At 59.4% G+C, this 22,492-nt stretch carries 20 protein-coding genes, 1 tRNA gene and 1 pseudogene; 9 read left to right on the forward strand and 13 right to left on the reverse strand.

Translation table 11 applies throughout. The features are described 5' to 3' along the window. The first annotated feature begins 10 nt into the window (after window positions 1-10). Window positions 11-1,543 (forward strand): type IV secretory system conjugative DNA transfer family protein, encoded by a 1,533-nt coding sequence (locus ACQKI2_RS00380; protein WP_427377764.1) that lies wholly within the window; start codon window positions 11-13, stop codon window positions 1,541-1,543. Window positions 1,544-1,627: 84 nt separating this feature from the next. Here ACQKI2_RS00380 and ACQKI2_RS00385 read toward each other — a convergent pair. Then, window positions 1,628-2,620: pseudogene (locus ACQKI2_RS00385) on the reverse strand (NAD(P)H-dependent flavin oxidoreductase); the annotation flags it as partial. Between the two features lie 226 nt (window positions 2,621-2,846). On the opposite strand from ACQKI2_RS00385, the gene ACQKI2_RS00390 reads away from it, so the two are divergent. After that, window positions 2,847-4,739 carry an acetyl-CoA hydrolase/transferase C-terminal domain-containing protein gene (locus ACQKI2_RS00390; RefSeq protein WP_427377765.1) on the forward strand — a complete coding sequence of 631 codons (1,893 nt, stop codon included), beginning with the start codon at window positions 2,847-2,849 and terminating at the stop codon, window positions 4,737-4,739. Between the two features lie 19 nt (window positions 4,740-4,758). Here the strand turns inward: ACQKI2_RS00390 and ACQKI2_RS00395 are convergent, their stop codons facing one another. Both ACQKI2_RS00395 and ACQKI2_RS00400 read right to left on the reverse strand, forming a co-directional pair. Next, complete coding sequence (locus ACQKI2_RS00395; protein ID WP_427377766.1) at window positions 4,759-5,220, reverse strand: acyl-CoA thioesterase; 462 nt, start codon at window positions 5,218-5,220, stop codon at window positions 4,759-4,761. 151 nt (window positions 5,221-5,371) lie between these two features. Beyond that, window positions 5,372-5,647, reverse strand: a complete 276-nt coding sequence (locus tag ACQKI2_RS00400; RefSeq protein ID WP_427377767.1) for a hypothetical protein — start codon at window positions 5,645-5,647, stop codon at window positions 5,372-5,374. 217 nt (window positions 5,648-5,864) lie between these two features. Between ACQKI2_RS00400 and leuC the strand changes: the two genes are divergently transcribed. From leuC to ACQKI2_RS00415, 3 genes are read left to right on the forward strand one after another with little or no spacing between them, the layout of a single operon-like run. After that, on the forward strand, window positions 5,865-7,295 hold the full coding sequence (gene leuC, locus ACQKI2_RS00405) for a 3-isopropylmalate dehydratase large subunit (RefSeq protein ID WP_427377768.1): 1,431 nt from the start codon (window positions 5,865-5,867) through the stop codon (window positions 7,293-7,295). Next, window positions 7,285-7,890, forward strand: coding sequence for a 3-isopropylmalate dehydratase small subunit (gene leuD, locus ACQKI2_RS00410; RefSeq protein WP_427377769.1), 606 nt, complete (start codon window positions 7,285-7,287; stop codon window positions 7,888-7,890). Before leuC ends, leuD begins: the two co-directional genes overlap by 11 nt. A gap of 21 nt (window positions 7,891-7,911) precedes the next feature. Then, window positions 7,912-8,910: a phosphoglycerate dehydrogenase gene (locus ACQKI2_RS00415; RefSeq protein WP_427377770.1), complete on the forward strand. Its 999-nt coding sequence runs from the start codon at window positions 7,912-7,914 to the stop codon at window positions 8,908-8,910. 56 nt (window positions 8,911-8,966) lie between these two features. Here the strand turns inward: ACQKI2_RS00415 and ACQKI2_RS00420 are convergent, their stop codons facing one another. Next, entirely contained in the window at window positions 8,967-9,770 is an 804-nt protein-coding gene (locus ACQKI2_RS00420) for a MipA/OmpV family protein (protein ID WP_427377771.1), read from the reverse strand. A gap of 90 nt (window positions 9,771-9,860) precedes the next feature. Between ACQKI2_RS00420 and ACQKI2_RS00425 the strand changes: the two genes are divergently transcribed. Continuing rightward, the gene (locus tag ACQKI2_RS00425) at window positions 9,861-10,322 is read left to right on the forward strand and encodes a MarR family winged helix-turn-helix transcriptional regulator (RefSeq protein WP_427377772.1); all 462 of its coding nucleotides are present in this window, start codon (window positions 9,861-9,863) and stop codon (window positions 10,320-10,322) included. A gap of 61 nt (window positions 10,323-10,383) precedes the next feature. Here the strand turns inward: ACQKI2_RS00425 and ACQKI2_RS00430 are convergent, their stop codons facing one another. The 5 genes from ACQKI2_RS00430 to ACQKI2_RS00450 form a co-directional block, all read right to left on the reverse strand. After that, the gene (locus tag ACQKI2_RS00430; RefSeq protein ID WP_427377773.1) at window positions 10,384-11,781 is read right to left on the reverse strand and encodes an MFS transporter; all 1,398 of its coding nucleotides are present in this window, start codon (window positions 11,779-11,781) and stop codon (window positions 10,384-10,386) included. A 66-nt stretch (window positions 11,782-11,847) separates the two neighbouring features. Then, on the reverse strand, window positions 11,848-12,606 hold the full coding sequence (locus tag ACQKI2_RS00435) for a class II aldolase/adducin family protein (RefSeq protein ID WP_427377774.1): 759 nt from the start codon (window positions 12,604-12,606) through the stop codon (window positions 11,848-11,850). A gap of 59 nt (window positions 12,607-12,665) precedes the next feature. Beyond that, window positions 12,666-12,974, reverse strand: coding sequence for a DUF4387 domain-containing protein (locus ACQKI2_RS00440; RefSeq protein ID WP_035595661.1), 309 nt, complete (start codon window positions 12,972-12,974; stop codon window positions 12,666-12,668). Between the two features lie 37 nt (window positions 12,975-13,011). Then, window positions 13,012-14,391, reverse strand: a complete 1,380-nt coding sequence (locus tag ACQKI2_RS00445; RefSeq protein WP_427377775.1) for an acyclic terpene utilization AtuA family protein — start codon at window positions 14,389-14,391, stop codon at window positions 13,012-13,014. Between the two features lie 59 nt (window positions 14,392-14,450). Continuing rightward, on the reverse strand, window positions 14,451-16,673 hold the full coding sequence (locus ACQKI2_RS00450; RefSeq protein WP_427377776.1) for a TonB-dependent receptor: 2,223 nt from the start codon (window positions 16,671-16,673) through the stop codon (window positions 14,451-14,453). A 185-nt stretch (window positions 16,674-16,858) separates the two neighbouring features. Between ACQKI2_RS00450 and ACQKI2_RS00455 the strand changes: the two genes are divergently transcribed. Further along, on the forward strand, window positions 16,859-17,557 hold the full coding sequence (locus ACQKI2_RS00455) for a Crp/Fnr family transcriptional regulator (protein ID WP_427377777.1): 699 nt from the start codon (window positions 16,859-16,861) through the stop codon (window positions 17,555-17,557). A 4-nt stretch (window positions 17,558-17,561) separates the two neighbouring features. Here ACQKI2_RS00455 and ACQKI2_RS00460 read toward each other — a convergent pair whose 3' ends face one another. Both ACQKI2_RS00460 and ACQKI2_RS00465 read right to left on the reverse strand, forming a co-directional pair. Further along, window positions 17,562-18,461, reverse strand: coding sequence for a LysR family transcriptional regulator (locus tag ACQKI2_RS00460; protein ID WP_427377778.1), 900 nt, complete (start codon window positions 18,459-18,461; stop codon window positions 17,562-17,564). Further along, complete coding sequence (locus tag ACQKI2_RS00465) at window positions 18,458-19,513, reverse strand: serine hydrolase domain-containing protein (RefSeq protein ID WP_427377779.1); 1,056 nt, start codon at window positions 19,511-19,513, stop codon at window positions 18,458-18,460. The genes ACQKI2_RS00460 and ACQKI2_RS00465 overlap by 4 nt, the downstream gene beginning before the upstream one ends. A 189-nt stretch (window positions 19,514-19,702) precedes the next feature. Between ACQKI2_RS00465 and ACQKI2_RS00470 the strand changes: the two genes are divergently transcribed. Continuing rightward, a complete protein-coding gene (locus ACQKI2_RS00470; RefSeq protein WP_427377780.1) occupies window positions 19,703-20,161 on the forward strand; it encodes a hypothetical protein in 459 nt (152 codons plus the stop codon). Window positions 20,162-20,385: 224 nt separating this feature from the next. Here the strand turns inward: ACQKI2_RS00470 and ACQKI2_RS00475 are convergent, their stop codons facing one another. Both ACQKI2_RS00475 and ACQKI2_RS00480 read right to left on the reverse strand, forming a co-directional pair. After that, the gene (locus tag ACQKI2_RS00475; RefSeq protein ID WP_427377781.1) at window positions 20,386-20,559 is read right to left on the reverse strand and encodes an Arm DNA-binding domain-containing protein; all 174 of its coding nucleotides are present in this window, start codon (window positions 20,557-20,559) and stop codon (window positions 20,386-20,388) included. A 188-nt stretch (window positions 20,560-20,747) separates the two neighbouring features. Next, window positions 20,748-20,832 (reverse strand) — tRNA-Leu (locus tag ACQKI2_RS00480). Between the two features lie 177 nt (window positions 20,833-21,009). Between ACQKI2_RS00480 and ACQKI2_RS00485 the strand changes: the two genes are divergently transcribed. Then, complete coding sequence (locus ACQKI2_RS00485) at window positions 21,010-22,314, forward strand: lipopolysaccharide biosynthesis protein (RefSeq protein ID WP_427377782.1); 1,305 nt, start codon at window positions 21,010-21,012, stop codon at window positions 22,312-22,314. Window positions 22,315-22,492: the final 178 nt, after the last annotated feature.

Here is a 22,492-nt window from a genome sequence, read left to right on the forward strand (position 1 = left end):
GGGGGGAACTATGTTGGATCTTGTGCCTGTTCAGTCGAAACTCGAACTGCCGTCAGATTTGGGCGGCAACAGATTGCTCGTCGGCTGGTCGATGGAGCTTGAGCACAAGAAAACGCCGATCGGCTTTTCTTTCGGCGATCCGGAGTGCACGCCTGCCACAGGGTTCATTGACCCGATCCTGATGGAGATGGAGGGGCATCTGATGACCATTGCCCCGACGGGTGCGGGCAAAGGGGTTGGCTGTATCGTCCCCGCGCTTCTGCGGTTTGACGGACCACTGATCGTGATCGATCCGAAGGGTGAAAACGCCCTGATTACCGCCCGTCGCCGGAAAGAACTTGGCCATACGGTGGCTATTGTAGACCCCATTGGCGTGACCGGCCTTCCCTCCACGCCGATCAACCCGCTGGACCTGCTGGACCCGTCCGGGCCCACGCTGGTGGACGATGCCATGGCCATCATCGCCACGATGATCGACAACCGGATGGGACGGAACACCAATGACGGCGACTATTGGTCCGAACGCGGAGCAACCTTTGTTCTTGGCGTGATGTTGCATGTCGTGTCCGATCTGCCGCCAGCCCGCCGGCATCTCGGGACTGTCCGTGAACTTGTGGCCCAGGCCATGGGCGAGGCGGGCATCTACTCTCAGATGGCAGAGAACCCGGCGTCCACGCTTTCCAGTGCCACGACGGTGCTGGGCGCGCTTGAGCGGTCGCGCAATTCCGAGGCAGTCCGGATCGGGCAGATGCTGCGGCTGGGCGCTGTGTCTACGCTGGGCGGTATCCTTTCCTTTGCACAATCCATTGTGGAGGTGGCGCGAGGCGACGCGATCACAAAGAGCCTCGCTTCGACCGGTTTCGAGCTGGACGCGGTGACGAGGGGCGACCCGCTGTCGATCTATCTGGTATTGCCGCCGCATATGCTTGACAGCCACGGAAAGCTGCTGCGCCTGTGGGTGCATACGCTGATGACCCTGATCACACGGCGGAATGCGCGGCCGGAAAAATCCACATTGTTCCTGCTGGACGAGGCCGCGCAGCTGGGAACATTCACGCCGCTGCGCCGGGCAGTGACGCTGATGCGGGGCTATGGCCTGCAGACCTGGAGTTTCTGGCAGGACCCCAGCCAGCTTCGCAACCTCTATCCCGATGACTGGCAGACGATGGTGAACAATTGCCGGGCCGTACAGTGCTTCGGGGCCAACACCATGCTGGCGGCAGAATCCATGGCCGCGATTGTCGGCTTCCGTCCTGCCGAAAGGCTTCTGGATCTCGCCGATCACGAGATGCTGCTGCAGCTTTCAGGCGATGCGCCCGTACTGGCGCGCCTGCCGAGCTATCTCACAGACCCGGCATTTGCCGGCATGTATGACGCCAACCCGTTCCATGATCCGGCGAGGCCGGTGATGCGGCCAGCACCGCCGGTGGAGCGCGTGGTGGTGCGCCGCCCGGCTGGCCAGGGCGAGCCTGAAACGCTTTCCCCTGCAGGCCTCCTGAAGGTTCTCAAGGATCCGCCGGAAACGCCAGCGGCCACCGACTGAAGCCGTTTTCACGCGCACACAAAAAAAGCCGGGCGGCAGAGATGCACGCCCGGCTTTTCTTCCAATTGCAATGCCTTGCCGCGATCAGAGGATGCGGGCGCGGGCCTGCTCGTATTGCTTCATGATGTTGCTGACGAGTTCCTGGCAGGTCGGGATGTCATGGATCAGCGCCTGGCTTTGACCCGTGGTCCAGATACCGCCGTCCATGTCGCCGTCGCGCAGCACGTTTTCGCGGCCCCGGACACCGGCCATCAGTTCCTTCACGTCCGCGAATGTCTTGGCCGGATCCTTCTGGATTTCAGCAACCTGAACGGAGATGTCGTTCTTGGCGACGCGGGCCGTGTTGCGCAGCGAGCGGCCAACGAGAACCGTGTCGAGTTCGTTGTTCTCAACGATCTTTTTCTTCACATTTTCATGGATCTTGGCTTCCACGGTGGCGCAGAAGCGGGTGCCCATGTTGACGCCGTCTGCGCCCAGCACAATGGCCGCCGCCAGACCGCGGCCGTCTGCCATACCGCCCGAAGCGATGACGGGAACATCGACCGCATCAACGGTCGCGGGCAGCAGAACGATCAGGCCGACATCATCCTCGCCAGGGTGGCCGGCGCACTCGAAACCGTCGATGGAGATGACGTCCACGCCTTTGTTTACGGCAGAAACCGCGTGGCGAACCGAGGTGCACTTATGGATCACCTTAACGCCGTTTTCCTTGAAGCGCGGCAGGTGGTCGGTGGGCGCGCGACCAGCCGTTTCGACGATCTTGATGCCGCTATGGATGATCGCTTCGCGGTATTCGTCATAGGGGATCGGGTTGATCGAGGGCAGCAGCGTGAGGTTTACGCCGAAAGGCTTGTCGGTGAGCTTCTTGGTTTTCTCGATCTCGGCGAGGAGTTCTTCGCCGGACTTGAACATATGAGCCGTGATGAAGCCGAGTGCGCCTGCATTTGCAACAGCGGCCACGAGTTCGCCGTAGCCCACGCCGGTCATGCCGCCCATGCAGATCGGTGTTTCGACGCCGAACATTTCGGTCAGACGTGTCTTGAGTTTTGCCATGTCACTCCCCTGTCTCTGGCTGCAGCGGGGGTTGAGGGCCGCAGCGCCTTGGTTTCACAGATGAGACATGGCACAGGCTGGAAGGCGTTTGGAAGGTGTCACCCAGCGGCAATCCGAGGCTGTTTCGGGCATTTGGCAGGCAGGCTGTGACACCAGATGGACAAATCCGGACACTTTCGGACAGTTTCGGACACGTGCACGACGCCCCTGGCCAACCCGGCACCCGCCGGGACAGATCGGAGACTTATTCATGACGGGGACGCCCCTTCATCCAGAGACCACCCTGCCCGCCCGGCACACTTCGCCAGAAGCCTGCGCGCGGGAGGTGATCGACCGGGTGGGCAAGGATGTGCGCCTGGCCCTGCCCCTTGGCCTCGGCAAGGCGAATAGCCTGACCAATGCGCTCTATGACTTTGCCAAGGCTGACCCTTCGGTGAAGCTGACAATCTTTACGGCGCTGACGCTGGTGCGGCCGAAGCTGGGCGCAGGACTGCCGGTGCAATTTGGCGGGCCGGTGGTCGAGCGGTTGTTCGGTGACTATCCGGACCTGACCTACGCCGTGGACCGGGCGCGGGGCGCCCTGCCCCCGAATGTGCAGGTGGAGGAGTTTTTCCTGGCGACCGGCACCCTGCTCAACAATGCGTATGCTCAACGCCATTACAACAGCGTCAACTACACCCATGCGATGCGGCGCATCGTTTCGGCGCGGGTGAATGTGATCGGCCAGATGATCGCGGCGCAGGACGGGCGCTACAGCCTCTCCTGCAATACCGACATTACGCTCGACCTCATCCCCGAGCTTCAGCGCCAGGCGGGCCGGGAGAGCTTTGTGGTGGTTGGCGAAATCAATGACCGCTTGCCTTTCATGACCAATGATGCCGAGGTGCCCGCCAGCGAGTTTGACATGTTGTTGGATGGCGGCGGGTATGATCTGGCGGGCCTGCCTGCCGCGCAGGTGGACTTGCTGAGCCACGCTATCGGCCTGCGCGCGGCGCGGCTGGTGAAGGATGGCGGAACCCTGCAGATCGGCATCGGATCTCTGGGCGACGGGGCGGCACAATCCGTCCGTCTACGGCATTTGAAAACAGCAGCTTTCAATGCGGCCCTCGGCGCCCTGCCTGGCCCTGGCGGGCCAGTGGAGGAAGGCGGCGACGGCGCATTTGAGCACGGCCTCTATGGCTGCACGGAGATGTTCACACAAGGCATGCTGGAACTGCTGCGCGCCGGCGTGTTCACGCGCCGCCCCCGCGAGGGCAGCGCGGCGACGATTGATGGCGGGTTCTATCTTGGCCCGCAGAGTTTTTATCAGACCCTGCGTGAGGCGGGACCGGACCTGCTGGCCGCCATCAATATGACGAGCGTGGCGGATGTGAACGCGCTCTATGGCAATGAAGCCGCCCGGCGGCGCGAGCGCGCCCATGCGCGCTTCATCAACATTGCCATGAAGGCGACCTGCCTGGGCGCCGTGATCTCCGACGCACTGGAAGACGGGCGCGTGGTAAGCGGCGTAGGCGGACAATATAATTTTGTGGCACAGGCGCATGAGTTGGAAGACGCCCGCTCGATCATCCTTGTGAAGGCCGTGCGCGAGGCGGGCGGCAAGGTGGAGTCAAACATCGTCTGGTCTTACGGCCACACGACTGTGCCGCGCCATCTGCGCGACATCATCATAACGGAATATGGCGTGGCCGATTTGCGCGGGAAGACGGACGAAGAATGCGTGCGCGCCATGCTGGCGATTACCGACGCGCGCTTCATCGACGGCCTTGTGCGCGACGCCATCGCCGCGAAGAAACTGCCGGCGGATTTCACCGTGCCCGCCGCCTGGCGCGCCAATACCCCGGAGAGCATCCGCCGCGCGCTGGCGCCTCACGCCGCCGATTTGCCGGCCTATCCGTTTGGAACCGAACTGACGGAGGTTGAACGCGAAATTGCCCCGGCACTGGCCTATCTGAGCGTGCAGACGGCGACGGGGGCGAAGCGGGCCGGGTTCATTCTGGGCGCCTTGCTCGCTGGACCTGGCAAACCGGCGGAGGCCGCCTTCCGGCCTCACCTTGAGCGCCTGTCACTGGCGGCGCCAGCCAGTTGGAAGGAGCGGCTGACGCAGAAGCTCGTGCTGCAGGCGCTGGCGAAGACGCGATGAAAAACGGCCCTCGGCGCTGCTAAACCGGCGCGCCCCCGGCAAGCACGGGCGGGGCGTGGATGATCATGTCCTGCAATACGGCTTTCAGGCTTGCTGACAGGGGGCTTGAGCCAGCGGGGGTCGCCTGAACGAAGATGGTTGTGCAGATACCGACGCAGCGGCCATCCTGATACATCGCCTGGCCGATCTCGTAGGACGCTGTCCCGATGCGGAGGATGCCTGTGCAGACCTCCACTCCATCCTTGTGGAAAACTTCAGCGAGATAGGTGACGCGGCTGTCAGCGGTGACGATGCGGGTCATTTCGGCCGGATCGACCTTTGCGAAGACATGGCGGGAAAATCTCGACCGCGCCTCATCATAATAAGCAGCGACAGAAATGTTGTTGATATGGCCGAGGCTATCTTCATCCGTATAGCGGGTCTGGATGGCACAGGAGAAAGGATAGACGGCGCGGTCCTGGCGCCAGGCGGGAGGTTTCATGTGCAAGGGCCCTGTTTGGCTGCGATCAATTTGAGCCGCTGTTCAGAGACATGACTTAACGGCAGTCAAGCCGGAGAGGCCGCTGGCGCGGCCGCCCTTCTCTCTCAAACCAGCAACACGGGCGAGGACCCGGCCCAAGCAGCCTCCCGCTTCAGGCCACCGCCCATTTGCCGCGGACGCGGTCGATGATCTCTTCTTCAGTGCCGCAGAGCTTGTAGACACCCACCAGCCGCACCTCATCGCCATGCGCTTCATCTGCCGCGATTTCCAGCTCAAGCGCCGCATCATCCTCACAGAAGTCGCAGAAGTCCACAAAGTCCACCATGTCGGAAAACACCAGAAGCCATTTGGCGTTGCGCGTAATGCCGGCCCGGATCCAAGAACGAAACTCTTCAGAAATACCCGGATAATCCATCATCGGTGCCACCTTCCCAACTCCCTGCGTTAATGTTCTCTTAATGTTCTTTTCCCGATCATAAGTCAAGTCCTGACTGTGGTACCCCGGAGGAATATTTGGCAGACCGCCGCCCCGGCCGCCGCGACGGGCGCAGGATCAAGCATGAAATCATGCAGTTTTTGCACGACACGACGGGATTTCTCCCTGCTACACGTGCGGCCTGAAACGCATTTACTCCTGAGACTTCATGGCGGCCTTCAGAACCCTGTACGACAAACTGGTCGATAGCCACACTGTACGATCACTGGACGCTGAAGGGCGCGAAGTGTTGCTGTATGTTGATCGCACCGTGCTCAACGAATATACGAGCCCTCAGGCTTTCACCGGTCTGCGCGAGGCGGGGCGCCCTGTTTTCCGCCCTGCGTCGGCGCTCGGGGTGATTGACCATGTCAATTCCACTCGGCCAGAGAAGATTACGTCGCCGCAAGTGCAGGCTGACGATATTCAGATGGCATATTTCGTCAGGAACTGCCGGGACTTCGGCATTGAGCTTTTCGACCTTTATCATCGTCAGCAGGGTATCGAGCATGTCGTGATGCCCGAGCTTGGCCTGGCGTTGCCTGGTCTCGTGATCGCGGCCGGCGACAGCCATACGACAACCTATGGCGCCTTCGGCGCGCTGGGATTCGGGATCGGCACATCGGACATTGAACATTTCCTGGCGACCCAGACACTGGTTTACCGGCGGCTGCGGAATATGGAGATCGCTGTGAGCGGTGATCTGCCGCCAGGGGTGACCGCGAAGGACCTGATTATGGCCGTTATCCGCAAGATTGGGGCTGATGGGGCACAGGGGCATGCGGTGGAGTTTACCGGCCCAGCGATCAGTGGTCTGTCGATCGAAGGCCGAATGACGGTCTGCAATATGGCGGTTGAATGCGGGGCGCGGGGCGCGCTGATTGCGCCGGATGAAAAGACGTTCGCCTATCTTGCAGGTAAACCCCGCGCGCCCAAAGGGGATCAGTTCGAAGCGGCGCTTGAATACTGGCGCACGCTGGGCACAGATGCCGGCGCCGTGTTTGATGCGCGTGTGGAGATTGACACCCGTGACATCGAACCAATGGTGACCTGGGGCACGAGCCCCGATCAGGCAGCGCCGATTTCAGATTTCATTCCCGACCCCGCTCTGGAAGCGAGCCCCGCCCGGCGCAAGGATGCCGAGCGCGCACTCGGCTATATGGGACTGACGGCCGGCATGCTGCTGGCGGATATCCGGATTGATCACGCTTTCATCGGTTCGTGCACGAATGCACGGTTGGAAGACCTGCGTGCCGCCGCATCGGTATTGAAGGGACGCAAAGTAGCTGCTGGCGTCAGTGCAATTGCCGTACCCGGATCAAGGGAGGTCCGGCGCATGGCCGAAGCCGAAGGGCTTGACCGGATTTTCCGCGAGGCAGGCTTTGAATGGCGCGAGCCGGGATGCTCCATGTGCCTTGCGATGAATGATGACGTGATTGCACCGGGCAAGCGCTGCGCGTCGAGCACCAACCGGAATTTCGAAGGGCGCCAGGGCGCGGGTAGCCGGACGCATCTGATGAGCCCCGCGATGGTGGCAGCGGCGGCGGTATCCGGCCATCTTTGCGATGTGCGCCAACTGGAGATCAACGATGCCTATTGAGCCGTTCGCACGTGTCTCGGGGATTATTGCCGCCCTGCCCGCCGCCAATATTGATACCGATGTGATCATGCCCAAGACGTTCCTGAAGGGCATCGACCGGAGCGGTCTGGATAAGGGGCTGTTTCATGATCTGAGGTTTGATGATGAGGGGGCGCACCGGCCGGAATTCGTGCTGAATCAGGTGCCGTGGAAGAACGCGGCGTTTCTGGTTACAGGTGCCAATTTCGGCTGTGGGTCATCGCGCGAACATGCGGTGTGGGGCCTCCGGCAATTCGGGATCAGGGCAATCATCGCGCCTTCTTTTGCGGGAATATTTTTTGACAATTGCGCCCGCAACGGCCTGCTTGCCATCGAAGCAGAAGACAAGGCCATCCGTATGCTAACATACCATGCCATGAAGGGCGATGATATCACGATTGATCTGGAGGCCCAGACGATAGACTCTCGAAATGACACAGCCGGCTTCGCAATCAGCGAACGGCGAAAGTTCATGCTCCTGAAGGGGCTCGACGCGGTCGGCATGACGCTTCAGTGGCGCAACGAGATCGAAGCATTCCAATCCCGCTATCTGGGCGCGCGCGCCTGGCTGGCCTGAAGATATTCAAGGACAATAGACATGAGCAAGCCTCCCCGGAAGGTGGTCGTCACTCAAAAATTCTTTGACGACGCAGCCATCGCCTTTCTTCAGGACCGGAACATTGAGGTGGTCATCGCGTCCCTGCCCGATGGCAAAGGCGAAGGCGATCTGGATGTGGAGGACATCCGCACCCTGCTGGCCGCGGCCGGCGGCTGGATTGTGGGACATGCCCGCATCACCCGCGAGGTATTTCACGCACTTCCCGATCTGGCCGTCATTTCACGCCGCGGGGTGGGCTATGAAAAGGTTGATGTGCAGGCCGCCAAAGAGTTTGGCCGGGTTGTGGCCATCGCTGCGGGTGGGAATGACGCCTCGGTGGCGGATCAGGTGATCGGCATGATGATCTCGATCGGCCGCCGCTTCCAGGAAGCCCAGCGCGCGATGAATGCTGGCAAGTGGAACATCCTTGTCGGGACGGAACTCTACAGGCGCAAGGTCGGTATTGTCGGATTCGGCCGCATCGGGCGCAGCCTTGCCAAACGCCTCAGCGGATTTGAAGCCGAAATCCTGGTCTGCGCCCCGCGCCTCGCCCAGGAAGACGTGGAAACATTCGGCCTGCGCCATGTCGACTTTGAAACCCTGCTGAAGGAGGCCGACTATATCTCCGTACACGCCCCCCTCACGCCTGAGACGCGGCATATGTTTAATGCCGGAGCATTTAGCAGGATGAAGTCTTCCGCCGTGCTCATCAATACGGCCCGCGGCGGGCTGGTAGACGATACCGCGCTGCTGGCGGCTTTGGAAAGCGGGCAGATCCTTGGCGCGGGGCTGGATGTCTACGAGAGCGAAAGCGATCCTTCAAAACAGCTTGTGACCGACGCCCTGATCGCCCGGCATGATGTGATTGCCGCGCCGCATGCCGGCGCTTCCACGCACGAAGCGCTGGCGCGCACCAACATGATTGCTGCGCTGTGTGCGGCGGAAGTGATTGACGGGAAAAGCCCCCCGGCCGCCTGTATTGTAACGGATGGGCGATAAGGCAGAGCAGCACAAAACGGCCAGTTCGAACTGGCCGTCTTGTTCCGGCAACAGATTCAAAACTTGAACCGCAAGCCAACTCCGAAACGTTGCTGGGCTTCATCGCCCCCCATCGCGACGACCGGGCTGTCGGCTGCGTCCCCCAGAAGATACTTGTGGCTCGCTATACCAACGATACCCCAGTTCTGGGTCAGCATGTATTCAGCCGAAATCTGAAAATCGACATCCTTGATGCCGCTACCCGCTTGATAGAGTGGCAAGCCTGAGCGCAGAGCATTGTCCGCATCAATACTGAAATACGTGTCCATATAATCTTCGCTTGCATAACGGCTTTTGATATCTAGTCCGATGCCGAACCTGTCTGTCATTTGCCGGTCATAGCCCACACCGAATGTTGCGACATAGCCGTCATGCGTGCCGGACGCATCCGCGAGAAACTCTGCGCCAAAGGAAAGCTGATCTCTCAGCGTAAATACGCTCTGATATGTGAGCTTGCCAAAGACGCCGGCTTCCAGGGCATCATCAATCTGCCTCAGGCTACCGACTGTGACATTTTCAACGTCATCGCCGCGACCGCTGCGGAAGGATGCAATTGGTCCGAATTCCAGAGATTCATAAGGAGAAATGTCCAGCTCAATATCATCGCCAAATGCCCGTAGGCTGAGGGACTTGTAATTCACCTCGGCCGCAAAGAGAGGCACTGTTTCGGGATCTGAGGAGCCCTCATAATCAGGCCGGGAGGCTGCGCCACCCACAACGAAACCGGAAATTCCATCTTCGGCCGCCGCCTGGGAGTGGCCCCAGCAAGGCCAGATCAAGGAAACGGCCAATATGGATATTGTGCATTTGTAACCTGTCACGTTGACTTCCTTTGGGTGAGCTTAAACAGCGTTTGCTGCAGTGCAAATTATTAGTAAGGACCCTTACTAATAGCAACGGGAGACAACACGATGGTTCATGAAACTTTGTTAGAGATTGAGGATGCCTTCAAACTGCTGGCGGACATGAACGTCATCCAGAACCATGTTGCGGCGCGGTTCAGCGCAGATGTTCCACTCGACCTGAGCATTGCTCAGTTCGCCATTCTGCAGTTCTTCTTCAGAAGGCCCGGACTGCGCACAAGCATCAATCAGCTTGCGGACCACTTGTCGCTCAGTAAGGCCAGCGTGGGCGACAGTGTCGAGAAGCTCAAGAAGAAGCACTACTTGCTCGTTGAGCCTAACAAGGAAGATAGAAGAAGCCGGCTGGTATCAATCACGGAAGAAGGCCTGAAGGCCCACAGCACAGCGCTGGCCGCCATTCGGCCCTTCCTCATGGAAATGCGTGACGGCGTTGGCGCAACAACCTTCCCGCGCGCAATCGCCCTGCTGCAGCCACTTCGGGAATGGCTGCGCATGAACAAGCAGGAATAATCGTCGTGCCTTTTGAGGTGATCATCTTCCCGGCAGAATGCTAATTACCCCGGGCCTCAGCTCATCCGGCCGCGACGGGCGCCTCTGCTTCGCCGTGCTTCAGCGCCGCCCGCGCGCGCAATGTTTCCCGGTCCTTGGCATGGGCTTCGCGCGTAAGAGGGTAGTTCCGGCAGATCAGAATGCACAGCGCAAAGATTACCACTGGCACAAGCGTGAAGACCAAGATCAGCCCCATTCTGTGATCAGGGTTTTCAGGCATTTCCGGGTTGAACCCGATCAGCGCGAGCAGCAGGAAGCTGACCCCGATGGCAGTGGCCTGGCCGATCTTATAAGACGTGCCCATGAAGGCAAAATAGAAACCAGCCTTGTTGATATCGGTACGGACTTCCTCGCGATCCACCTGATCGGCGATCATGGCCCGGAGCAAGGCCTGCGGGGCGCCGAAGCTGAGGCCGAGAAGTGCCACCAAGGCAATGAACAGCCAGAGATTACCCCACATGAGTGCGGGGATCAGAATAAGGTTGCACACCAGCGAGTAAAGGCAGACGATCTGCAGCGCTGTATGCTTCTCCAGCCGCTTACTGACCCATAGCCAGAGCGGAATGCCGATGATGGAGAAGATGAAAAAGATGAGCAGGATACTGCTCGCCCCGCTCTCCATGCCGATGACGCCCCGCGCGACAAACAGGAAAGTGGACGCCGTGATGCCTACGCCAATGCCTACGCAGATTTCCACCGCGAGTATCCGCCAGATCGCCCGTTCCTTCATGCCGGACAGAATCTGCGAGAGCGTCATCTTCGGGCGATGGAGGATGACCGGTGTGATCGACTTGTCCGGAACGAGCGCGAAAGCAACCAGGATCGTCAGCGGGAGGACCAGCGCAAGGAACCAGCCCATGGAAGCCACTTCGCCATATTCGTCGAACGAGAACCAGCTACCCAGTAGCGCCGGCAGGGAGAGGATTAATAGAGTGCCGCCTGCGCTCATCATCTCCCGGTAGCCAAAAAGTTTCGACCGCTCGTCATAATCCGGGGTCAGATCAGCGCCCCAAGCCTGATGCGTGGTCTGTAGAAATGTCCATCCGGTATAAAGCACCAGAAGCTGAAATAGCAGCGCCCAGGCGCTGGCAGGCTCTCCCCTTGCTGGCATGAACAGAAAGAATGCGGTTATACACAACAGAGGCACGCTGAGCGCGATCCAGAACTTCCGGCGGCCATGGCGCCACTGAAACCGATCCACCAGGACGCCCACAATCGGATCAGTGACGACGTCCCATATCCGGGCAATCATGAAGATAAAGCCGATCGTGGCCAGTCCCAGGCCTCCCTGCCCGGCATAGAGGGGCGGAAGGTAGGTGGTCACCGGCATGCCAACCGCCGTGATCGGGATCGTCAGGCTGCAATAGGCCAACAGCTGATGTAACGGCAACCGGAAACTTTTCTTCGAGGGGGCAGACATTCTTCTTCCGATCCTGAAACGCTTATTCTGAGGATATCGTTATCCCGCCGAGCGGAAGGAGATCACTTATGAATCAAAGCCGGGATTGATCCGGTTGAGGCGGCGCAGCAAGGCTGGCCAGACAAGCATGTCTGCGACTTGCGACATGCTTTTCGATTGCGCCTCAACAACCGATTGCACCTCATCGTGAGGTATACGGAGCTTTCCGCCAGCCTGCGCTGCGATCTGGATCGAGCAGGCGCGCTCCAGAAAATACATGATGGAGAAGGCTGCCGCGACAGAGTGGCCAACAGACATCGTGCCGTGATTTCGCAGGATCATCGCATTGCTGCTGCCCAGATCCGCCACAAGGCGCGGACGTTCATCGTGATCAAGCGCAACGCCTTCATAATCGTGATAGGATAGCTGGCCATTCAGCAGCATGGCCGTCTGGTTGACTGGCAGCAAACCCTCTTCCTGGCAGGATACCGCCACGCCATCCACAGTGTGAAGATGCAGCACGCAATTGGCGTCCTCGCGCGCCTCATGAACGGCAGAGTGAATCGTAAAGCCCGCCGGATTAACCCAGGCATCGGACTCTCCGATCTTCTGGCCATCAAGATCCACCTTGACGAGCGACGAGGCCGTGATTTCCTCAAATAGCCAGCCATATGGATTGATCAGAAAGTGGTGTTCCGGGCCCGGAACACGCGCAGAGATGTGCGTGAAGACCAGATCATCCCATCCGAACATTGCGACAAGCCGATAAGCAGCGGCCAGATCACAGCGGACCCTCCACTCGGCATCTGAGCAGGACATCTGAGTTGGTCGGGCTGTCGCATTCATACTGGAGTACTTTCTGTCTGGCATCTGACGGTTATGACTGAACAGCTATGCGGGATGGGCTAATCGAGCTCAATATCCAGAAGACGCACATATTGTTGCCCAGAATGCATATCACGCTCAACCATGCCGCCTTGCGGCGTTGCCCGGGGATAGGAAATTTTCACAAGATTGAGGTCAGGCACCGGAATATGCTTCACGAGCGCCGGGTTCGTGCCAAAAAGGTGGCCAAATACTTCCGGTGACAGTGCCGGGCTCGCGCTATAACGTTCAAAACTGCCCGGCCCATCGAACCAGATATCAATCGTGACCCAGAACGGGCCGGCCTGCTTCGAGCGCACATGCCGGGAAACTTCACCGAGCCTGGCCATTATGCTTTCCCCTTCCTTAAGTTTATTCCGCACACGATCACAAGTTTACCCATTTTGTTCGCACCAGTTCGAGAGGATCGCTGACCTCGACAACATGGTTCAGCTTGAACTCGTAGACCTGTCCGCGCGGCACATCTGCAGGGGAGAAGGCAAAGCCGTAGCTGGGCAATTCCTTGTCCATCACGGCGGGGTAATGGAAGAAATACGGGTTGCAGGCATGGGTAATGGCATTGGCAATCTCCTGCGTGCGCGCTGTCGCGATGAACAACACACCCAGTTCCCGCGGCGCCGGCGTGCCTGCCGGCACAGGTCTGCCATCTACCGCGTTCCAGCCATACATCCGGATTGAAATGTGGAAATCGTCGTGCTCTTCTGGCGGCAGTGTCTGCCGTGCGCGCAGGTATAGCGCCTCGAGGAAGCGGTCGTGAAATCCGGATACATCCCGCAATACGTCCGGGTCTTGAATCCCCACGAGCATGATCGTCTGGAATTTGCCTCCACCGGCGCCTTCCAGTTTCATCGTGTAGGGACGCGGCTTCCATACAGCTCCGGTCACGCGCACGCTGCGCCTGTCGTCAAGCTCCTCATATGTCACCTGTGTTACGTCCAGCTGCCCACCGGGCTCAGTCAGGATGTAGGGATCTGTGTTTTCGTACAGCATATGGGCCGAAACCCCCTCGCGTGCGCAGTAATTGTCCCGCGCCAGAGGTTCGACATCAAAACCGTCCATGCCGATGCTCAGCAGCACACCGGCAGAATCTCGCTTCTCCGTACACTGCGCGCCGCACTCGCCCACTTTTCCCGCATGCCAGGAAGCCCCCCAGCCAGCGCCTTTCCAAATGGGGAAGCTCGCGAGCACGGCCGGATCGGTCGAGCGCCCGCCCAGGATAACATCCGCCCCCTGCTCCAACGCCGCAATGTAAGGCTCCACACCCATCAGAGCTACAATATGGTCGCACGCATCTACTGTCTCGTCGTCCAACGCCCCAAGAGGGGGCAGCGGCCGGATACGGCCAGCGGCGTTGAACGTCTTGATACTGTCGCGTGCCTGCTCGCTGTAAAGCAGCGCGATCCTGGGCGAAATACCCAGTTCAGCGACGATTTCAAGCAGGATCTCCCGCGTCCAATCGACATTCAGGTCGCCGCCTGCCTGACCGGATGTCCCAATGATGACAGGGATACCCGTGCGCGCATGCGCTTTCATGAGGATCATCAGATCCCGCTTCACGGCGCCGCGGCTGTTTTTTGATTTTCCGGTGGCGAGATAGGCTGCCCCACTGTCCGTGGAGCCGGCATCGGTGGCAATCGCATGTGCGCCCCGGGACAGTCCGTACTCAACTTCGTCTTCACGCACTCCAGCGCCCAAAGACCCGCAGGGCACAAGCAGTTTAATGGGCAGTGTCAGTTCTTCACTCATATCAAACCTGAATTCATCCGAAAGAAACGGGAGGCGCGCCAGGCGCCTCCCGCTGGAGGTCAGTAGTCCCAGGAGAGGGTAACACCATAGGTGCGGGGAGGATTGAACGCACCGAAGTTGGCCCCGAGAAAACCGCCCTGGAACGTCCGTGTCCGCTCGTCTGTGAGGTTTTTACCCCAGAGCGATACACTCATCCCGTTGCCGAGCCCTTCGAGCACGACCCGCGCATCCACAAAGCTCGTCGCGTCCCGAAGTTCGGGAGGCTGGTTGCTGTTATCGTCGAAAATCTTGCTGGTGTACTGATAATCGACTGCGAAAATCAGATCCGGCCCATTCGCCAGCGTCAGTGTGTAGGAAGGCGACACGGTCACCTTGTGCTTGGGCGAACGGGAAATCCGGTTTCCCGAATAATCCACGCCATCTTCCACAAACTCGTCAAACACGGCATCAGTATAAGCATAGGCCATAGCCATATTGAAATTAGAGGAGGGGTTAAGCTGAAGCTGGGTTTCATAACCCTGGATATGCGCCTCGCCGGCATTGGTGATAATGCGGACTCCATTGTCCGTCTGGGTCGTCTGAAGATCGGAATAATCGACATAGAACAGCGAATTGTTCCAGATCATCGCGCCGTCAAGGAACAGGCTTTTATGCCCGATCTCATATTGCACCGCCACTTCCGGATCGAAAGGCGTAACGGCAGCAGCGGCATCTGACGGCTCGCTGTTGAACCCACCACTCTTGAAACCGCGCGATACGCTGGCATAGGCCATATGGTCCGATGTCAGCTGGTACTCCAGACCCGCACGGTAGGTCAGATCATCGAAATCAGCAGAAGCTGTCGCATCAAACAGTTCATCCGCCCGCAACGGCACATTGCTGTCTGTATTGAACACACGCTGCGTCTTCTCGTCTTTCGAATAGCGCAGCCCGCCAAACACCGTCAGCTTGTCCGTAACCGGAACAGACACATCGCCAAACACGGCATGGCTGTTGAGTTCGGCATCAGCCACGAACGCATCGAACAGTTCAATGGGCGCAATCATGGCCGCATTCAGAAACAGGCTATCGGTCCGCAGCACATTCTGATTGTAGCGATACAGGCCCACAACCCATGTAACCGGGCTGTCGGGAAGTGATGACAACCGGAGCTCCTGGCTGGAAAGCTCTGCCGTTTCCTCGTTTCCGCCGCTGATATTGATGGCATTAAAGCCTGGCGAGGAAGGATCCGGATTACCGCCGTCAAAGTCGTAGCCAAAGCCATAGTCGAGATCACGGTAGGAAACCAGCGCTGTCAGCGTTGCAAAACTGAAGTCATAGGCAACTTCTCCACGCGCCCCCCAGGTGTCCCGCTCCAAGAAGCCCGGATCAGACCCATAGGTTACATCCGGATCGAAATTCTGTGTGTAGAAGTTCGACAGCGGATTGGTTTCGTCGAGCTCCAGAACATGGTTCGCAGTGCCTGCAGCCCGGTCCCGTGTCCCATCCAGGGTGAAATGGATCCGTAGGCTGTCGGTCGGCTCTGCGTAATATTGCAAACGGCCGCTGATCGTCTCCTGATCATCAACATCCCGGCCCAGGAAAGGGTTTTCCACGTAGCCGTCATTGGAGCGATAGGAGCCGCTCATCCGCACGGCGCCAGTGTTTCCAGCCAGAGGTACGTTCAGGAAGCCCGCCCCGTCCAGCCTGCCGTAATTGCCGACTGTTGCGTTCGCTCCGGCTCCGAAGCTGTCGCGCATCGGCCTCTTCGAGATCACATTGATCGCGCCGCCCACAACATTTCGCCCATAAAGGGTGCCCTGCGGCCCCTTGAGAACCTCGATCCGCTCGACATCGAACGCATCAAAGGCAACCGCTGATGGCCTGCCCAGATACACTTCGTCCAGGAATACGGCCGAGCTCGGATCCCCCGAGGCGCCGCGGTCGCCAGAGCCGATGCCGCGAATGTAAAGGCGCGGTTGAGAGGCGGGAAACGCATCAAAGCTGAGGCCCGGCGTGCGCGTGACGATGTCATCAATCTGCTGGATTCGCGCGGCGGCGATCTCATCGGCTCCGAAAACGGTAATCATGACCGGAACGTCCTGCAGGCTTTCGCTTCTGCGCTGCGCGGTCACGGTCACCGTTCCCAGCGTTCTGGCGCTCTCCTGTATCTCTTCGGATGTCGCAGCCGTTTCCCCGCCGGCCTGTCCTGCGCTCTCCTGCGCCTGGGCCGTGGCGGCGCAGAATGCCAGCACGCCAAGGGAACAGGCGCCCGCCGCAAGGCGGATCGAAAGTGATTTCATAGGGTACTCCTCCCAATACGTTTCATACGGCGTGTTGCCCGCCATCTTGGTCGGCTTAAGACATGGAACCGTCTTTCACGTGGCAAGGATTTTACATTTTTGGATAAAAAGCGTTCTGTCCGGATATGCCGAAGGGGGTTTGCCATCGCCGCCTCCCCGAGTCAGATCGTACTCAGGAGGACGCCATGCATATTGCAGGTCAGCTTAACTGGATAAATGAACTCCCCGCCCCAGCGCGGGCAGCCATCCGTGAGCGGTTCGTTTATCGTGATATCGAGACCGGGGAGACCATCAAGGAAAGCGGTCAGCCCGCAGACGGCATGTACCAGATCCAGTCCGGCTTCGTTAAACTGCTGGCAGATCGGCCGGATGGGGAAAGATCCCTGCTGATGATCTACATTCGCGGCAACAGTTTCGGGGAATCGCCGATGGTTGCCCGCCGCCCGCACCACCACACCACCGTCGCCGCCAGCCCTGCCCGTATAGGCTTCCTGAAGCAGGACGATTTTGACGAGCTTTACCGCACCCATCCCTCCATTCCCGAAGCGCTTTGTCGCAAGTTTGCAGCAGGTTTAAGCTCGATGTTCGCCTTCCGCGAAAAGCAGACGGAAACAACAGTCGCCCAACGGGTTGCGCTGGTGCTTCACAATCTGGCCGAGATGAGCGAAACGCCCCAGATCGGCAGCCAGCGCGCTATTGATATACCGATAACCATTGCTGAGCTGTCCAGCTTCCTCGGCCTCACGCGCCAGACTGTGCAGAAGGAGATATCGCTTCTGAAGCGCCGCAACCTGATCTCGAAATCACAGGGCGCCTGGGCTGTGCGGGACATGGAGGCGCTCAGGGCACTCGCGCCAACCGCAGAAGCACCGGACCCTGCCTGAAGCGTCAGGCGGGAGAGTCAGACTTCCGGCTTTTCAGAATTTTGGACCAGAGCGTCTCCGCGGCAGGAGACTGGCGGGCCGCCGGCCGCCATAGCCGGATCTCGATGGGCACGTCCTGCTCCGGCGCGCCCGCCCGCAAAAGCGTTCCCGTTTCGATATCCTCTTTCACAAGGCTGAGCGCTGTCCACGCAACGCCGCGTCCGTTCCGTGCCATCGCGGTCAGTACACTGGCCAGATGGGATGTGAACACCGGCATGGAGGGCGGCGCGCGCCCGCTCATAGTCCAGGCTGCCGCCAGAATCCGCCCCATCCCGGACTCTGGCGAAAGCGCCAGTTGAGGCGCCTTTTCCGGCGCAGTTTCCGCCGCCAATTGCGGCGATATCACCGGCAACAACACATCGCGCCCCAGCAGCACCGAGCGGAAATCCTTGCCAAACCGTGTCGGCACAGCGCCATGATGGTGACACAGCAGGAACTGAGCGCGCCCCTCGATCATAAGCCGCTCGCACGCCACCATATGATCCGCCGTCAACTCGACGGTCACCGTCGCTGGCTCGTCCTTCTCCAGCTGGCGCAACCAGTTTGGAAAGAAGGTGAGGGACAGCGCATGTGTCGCGGCAAAGCGGAGCGTCTCAGAGGACGCCTTGCCGACCGCGCGCGCCTGCTCGCGGCCCAGTTGCAGCCGCCGGGTCGCCTGCTCGGCAACGCTCTTGAAGCTCTCCCCTGCCGGGGTCAGCCGCATGGTATGCGTGCCCCTGTCGATCAGCGTCACGCCAACCCAGTCTTCCAGCGCGCGAATGCGGCGGCTGAAAGTTGGCTGGGTCATCGCCCGCCGCTCGGCCGCACGGGCGAAACCGCCCGCTTCGATCAAGGCCAAATAATCCTCAAGCCAGTCAATATTCATGACGGTTTCCGTTGCACACCGCCCCCTGATGCACAGCGCCTTTCCAAACCCGCCCTTGGGTGGGTTGGTTTGGCTAAGCTCAGTCCCGGGGCACCGCCAGCTATGCCAGCATTTCTCTCTCCGCGTACAAATCCATCGCCGAAGATCACTGAAAAGGATTGCTCTGAAATCAGGCTGTTCGTGCGGAGCGCTTGGTCGAGTTTGGCAAAGTCATTCACAGTAGAATATCCGCCTCCGGCTGCCGTTCCGCGTCCGCCAAGCGGGCTCGCGCTCGGAACAAGCGAGCGGCCTTCTATCTCCTCCACTCGTTCGGGAATGCCATCAAAGCCCTCGGCGCGATAACCCACGGCCATTCTGGGCCCTGGCCTACCCTCATCGTCATATCCCGTTTCCCTCATGCCTGCCGGTTGGAAGATGTTATCGGCCACATAGGCGTAAAAGTCCTGACCGCTCGCTATTTCGATAATACGGCCCAACAGGATGTAACCGGCATTGCTGTAAGCGAAGTCTTCGCCGGGCACGAAGGCCAAGGGTTCGGATTCGAAGAGCCGGACATAGTCCGCGTGATTTGCGAGTGGATTCGTACTCGGATCGTGTTCCAGGTCGAAGATGTCTCCAAGGCCGGACCGCATATGTATGAGATGCCTGACCGTCACTCGCTCTCGAACCAAGGTGTTTGGATAGTCTGGAAGAAAACGCCCAATCGGCTCATCGAGTTCTACTTCCCCTCGCTCGACTAGCTGCATGACGGCGATGGCCGTGATCACCTTCGCGGTCGATGCTAGCGCGAACCTTGTATCGACAGTGTTCGGAATCCCTCGTTCCCGATCCTGCAGGCCGTGGGCCGAAACAAAGAAGAGTTCTCCGTCCTCTGCGATTGCCGCCACGCCGGAAAAATCTTCGCGCTCCAGCGTTTCGCGAAGTTCGCTAAAAATGGCGTTGGACTGTTGAAGGCTCGCTGGTGGAATAGCAACACCCGACGAGATCGAGCCTGGCTGAACACACGCGGCGAGGATAAAGGGGCACAGGTAAGCAAAGTAGCGTAGGCTCATGGAACAGGTTCCTCAGTTTCAGACTTTGCGTTTGATCGGTGCTATCTACTTTGCATGCAATACGAATCGCAAAGTAGCTGTGCATCGCTATCGCCCGCCGCAGTACGCCTACTGAGCTGTCGGAGAACGATCGAAATACTCGACGCCGTTGGAACGGAAGCACGCCCTGTCATAGAGATCGCAGAGGCCTTGGGCGACGATCTAGGACGAACATGGCGATATGTTCGAAGGCTCGACAAAGCCGGGATATTGGCTGTTCAGTCGGAACGTAAACGTGGCGGAAGGCCCCAGAAACTCTATATGCCCATGGCTCGCGAGTTCGTCGTGACCGACGTCGCTCGCCACCAGACCGTAAGCCGCGAACTCTCTCTAGCGTTAATGCAAAGCATCGAACGCCACGATCCTCCTGTTGCCGAACGATTTTTTTTCGATGGTACGCGGTGGCGAGTCGAGAAGGTTTATAAAGATGCTACTCCGGCCGGGAACAAGCAGCACGAGCTTTGGATGGTCGCAAAACTTGATGCTAACCAGCGAGACGCGCTCAAATCGGAGATAAAGGCACTCTTCAGCAAATATGGCGATGCACAAAAATCCGGATCGGAACAGTTCCTCGTCCGATTTGCTTGTGCCGTATACGAGCGCAATTGAGAGGAGCCGCTCAAAGCGAAAACAGAACCAAAAGTGGCAACTTCTAGGTAGACCGACAGGCCGAGCCTCATCTTGATCAACGAGACGGGGGCAACACGAAGGTGGCGCGGCTCTATCGCTGGGCACCGCGCTTCTGCGCAGGGAATACGGACTCTGCGGTCAATGCCCTCCCGGAGGAGCGCCCTGGCCTCTTCCGGCATCTCGCGGGCCTTCGCCAGCGTCGTTCAGGGATAAGGGCCGAAGGAGAGGGTCTTCTGTCTTCCGGCATAGGTGTAGCCCATTTTCCAGAGCTTCGAGCCGTTCGGCTTCACCTCCAGATACATGTTCCCGCCATCGGCATATTTGCGCGATTTCGCCTCCGGTTTCAGGGCTCGAATTTTGAAGTCTGTGAGTGGCATTTTTCTGGTATCGCCCTCCGCTTCTCGAAGGGTAAGCGTGCCATAATACCAGAAATGATGCCAGAAAACCGGCTGGCTGCAGGCGGACGCCGACGGACGACCCCGGACACCCGAAATCTGCAACTCTTTGTTTTTATTGTATTTATACGTTTATTTTGGACGCAGAGAAACCGCCCCGAAGAGCAGTTTGGTGCCCAGAAGAGGACTCGAACCTCCACGCCTTGCAGCGCTGCTACCTGAAAGCAGTGCGTCTACCAATTCCGCCATCTGGGCACGGGGTAGAGAGGCGGGGATTTATCCGTGGGATACGGTCTCGTCAACCGTCAAATCCATCGATCCACAGGGTTAAAGGCCCCTGACTTGTGCAGAGACGCGATTTTTCTTCGCATGGCTATCGGAATTCGCTCTGAGGCATAAAACGATGTTCCGTCTGGCAAAGAAGGTTTTGGGGTGGCCGCTACAGGAATGAAGTCTGAAGGGCCGATCAAACGGGCGATCCGGAATGCAGGCTGGCTGCTGGCCGGCAAAGGCGCCGGGGGCTTTTTCAGCCTGTTCTACCTGGCGCTTACCGCCCGGAGCCTCGGCGCCGAACAGTTCGGGATATTTGCGCTGATCCTGTCCTACGGCCAGGCAGTGACCAATCTGGCGCAGTTCCAGTCCTGGCAGACGGTCGTGCGCTACGGCGCGCAGCATGAGGCTGACGCCGCGCCGGACAAGTTGAGGCGTATCATTGTCTTTGCCTCCCTGCTGGACCTTGGCGCCGCATTGGCGGGCACCCTTCTCTCGGTAGCTGGGGTATACTTGATTGGTGGGAACTTTGGCTGGTCGCGGCCAGAGCAGGATCTGGCCGCGCTGTTCTGCCTGTCCCTGCTGTTTGGGGTGCGCGGCGCGCCGACCGGCGTTTTACGCCTTTTCGACCGGTTTGATGTAGCCGCCTATGCCGAAACGGTGTTGCCGGCCACGCGGATGGCAGGTGCCCTGATTGCCTGGATGAGCGGCGCGTCCATTGCCGGATATCTGGCCGCCTGGGCGGTGGCGGAACTTGTGACAACAGGGGCAATGTGGTGGGCCAGCCTGCGGGAGATCCGGAAACGGTTCCGGGAGCCGGTGATGGGGCCGCGAGTGCGGGGTGTGGTGGAAGAGAATGCTGGCCTCTGGGTGTTTGCCTGGACAACCAATCTCAACACCTCGCTTAACCTGATCTGGAAGCAGTTCCCGGTGCTCGCGGTGGGCTGGGCTGTGGACGCCGTGTCCGCCGGCGGTTTCCGGATTGCCACGCAGCTGGTCGGAGCGCTGAACAAGCCGACGATTGCCCTGGCCCGGGCGATCTATCCGGAATTCGCCAAGCTGGCGGTGGTCGATAGGGCGGCCATCAACAGGACAGTGCTGCGGGCGTGCCTGATCGGCGGGCTGGCGGGGGTCATTGCTTTGTTCGTCGTGCTCCTTGCCGGGCAAAGCGTTCTGCGGCTGGTGGGCGGGGAGGATTATCTCTTCGTGTTCCCCGTGCTGCTCATCCTGTCGGTAGCGGCCGTGTTTGATCTGAGTGGTGTGGCCATCGAGCCTGCATTGGTGGCGCTGGGACGGCCGGGTACCGTGCTCTGGGTGCGGGGCATCGTATCGATTATCTATGCCGCCGCGCTTGCCGGCGCCGTGCTGGTCTATGGGAGCCTGGGGGCTGCGGTGGCGACGGCGGGGGCATCCCTGCTCCTGCTCATTCTGCTTTATGCCGCCTTCCGGAAGCAAAGTGAGCGCTGAAGCGCTTCCCGGGTGACCGGACGCTGGCGTCTCTCCGCAGCCGGATGATTCCGCTTTAAGAGGCAATGTTCCGTGTTTCCGGAGCGAAAATACAAGTCTTCGTCAGACTACCGTAAGGTTTGACAAAAGAAGCAGTCTGTTTCCCACAAAAGAACTCTATTCATCTTGACGATAAATG

The organism is Hyphomonas sp. NPDC076881 (assembly GCF_050269995.1).
Lineage (GTDB): Bacteria > Pseudomonadota > Alphaproteobacteria > Caulobacterales > Hyphomonadaceae > Hyphomonas.

What these genes read in the sequence shown, in the direction of transcription:
- ACQKI2_RS00380 (WP_427377764.1), top strand. Translation starts at nt 11, where the DNA reads ATGTTGGATCTTGTGCCTGTTCAGTCGAAACTCGAACTGCCGTCAGAT.
- ACQKI2_RS00390 (WP_427377765.1), top strand. Translation starts at nt 2,847, where the DNA reads ATGACGGGGACGCCCCTTCATCCAGAGACCACCCTGCCCGCCCGGCAC.
- ACQKI2_RS00395 (WP_427377766.1), bottom strand. Translation starts at nt 5,220, where the DNA reads ATGAAACCTCCCGCCTGGCGCCAGGACCGCGCCGTCTATCCTTTCTCC.
- leuC (WP_427377768.1), top strand. Translation starts at nt 5,865, where the DNA reads ATGGCGGCCTTCAGAACCCTGTACGACAAACTGGTCGATAGCCACACT.
- leuD (WP_427377769.1), top strand. Translation starts at nt 7,285, where the DNA reads ATGCCTATTGAGCCGTTCGCACGTGTCTCGGGGATTATTGCCGCCCTG.
- ACQKI2_RS00415 (WP_427377770.1), top strand. Translation starts at nt 7,912, where the DNA reads ATGAGCAAGCCTCCCCGGAAGGTGGTCGTCACTCAAAAATTCTTTGAC.
- ACQKI2_RS00425 (WP_427377772.1), top strand. Translation starts at nt 9,861, where the DNA reads ATGGTTCATGAAACTTTGTTAGAGATTGAGGATGCCTTCAAACTGCTG.
- ACQKI2_RS00430 (WP_427377773.1), bottom strand. Translation starts at nt 11,781, where the DNA reads ATGTCTGCCCCCTCGAAGAAAAGTTTCCGGTTGCCGTTACATCAGCTG.
- ACQKI2_RS00435 (WP_427377774.1), bottom strand. Translation starts at nt 12,606, where the DNA reads ATGAATGCGACAGCCCGACCAACTCAGATGTCCTGCTCAGATGCCGAG.
- ACQKI2_RS00440 (WP_035595661.1), bottom strand. Translation starts at nt 12,974, where the DNA reads ATGGCCAGGCTCGGTGAAGTTTCCCGGCATGTGCGCTCGAAGCAGGCC.
- ACQKI2_RS00445 (WP_427377775.1), bottom strand. Translation starts at nt 14,391, where the DNA reads ATGAGTGAAGAACTGACACTGCCCATTAAACTGCTTGTGCCCTGCGGG.
- ACQKI2_RS00450 (WP_427377776.1), bottom strand. Translation starts at nt 16,673, where the DNA reads ATGAAATCACTTTCGATCCGCCTTGCGGCGGGCGCCTGTTCCCTTGGC.
- ACQKI2_RS00455 (WP_427377777.1), top strand. Translation starts at nt 16,859, where the DNA reads ATGCATATTGCAGGTCAGCTTAACTGGATAAATGAACTCCCCGCCCCA.
- ACQKI2_RS00460 (WP_427377778.1), bottom strand. Translation starts at nt 18,461, where the DNA reads ATGAATATTGACTGGCTTGAGGATTATTTGGCCTTGATCGAAGCGGGC.
- ACQKI2_RS00465 (WP_427377779.1), bottom strand. Translation starts at nt 19,513, where the DNA reads ATGAGCCTACGCTACTTTGCTTACCTGTGCCCCTTTATCCTCGCCGCG.
- ACQKI2_RS00475 (WP_427377781.1), bottom strand. Translation starts at nt 20,559, where the DNA reads ATGCCACTCACAGACTTCAAAATTCGAGCCCTGAAACCGGAGGCGAAA.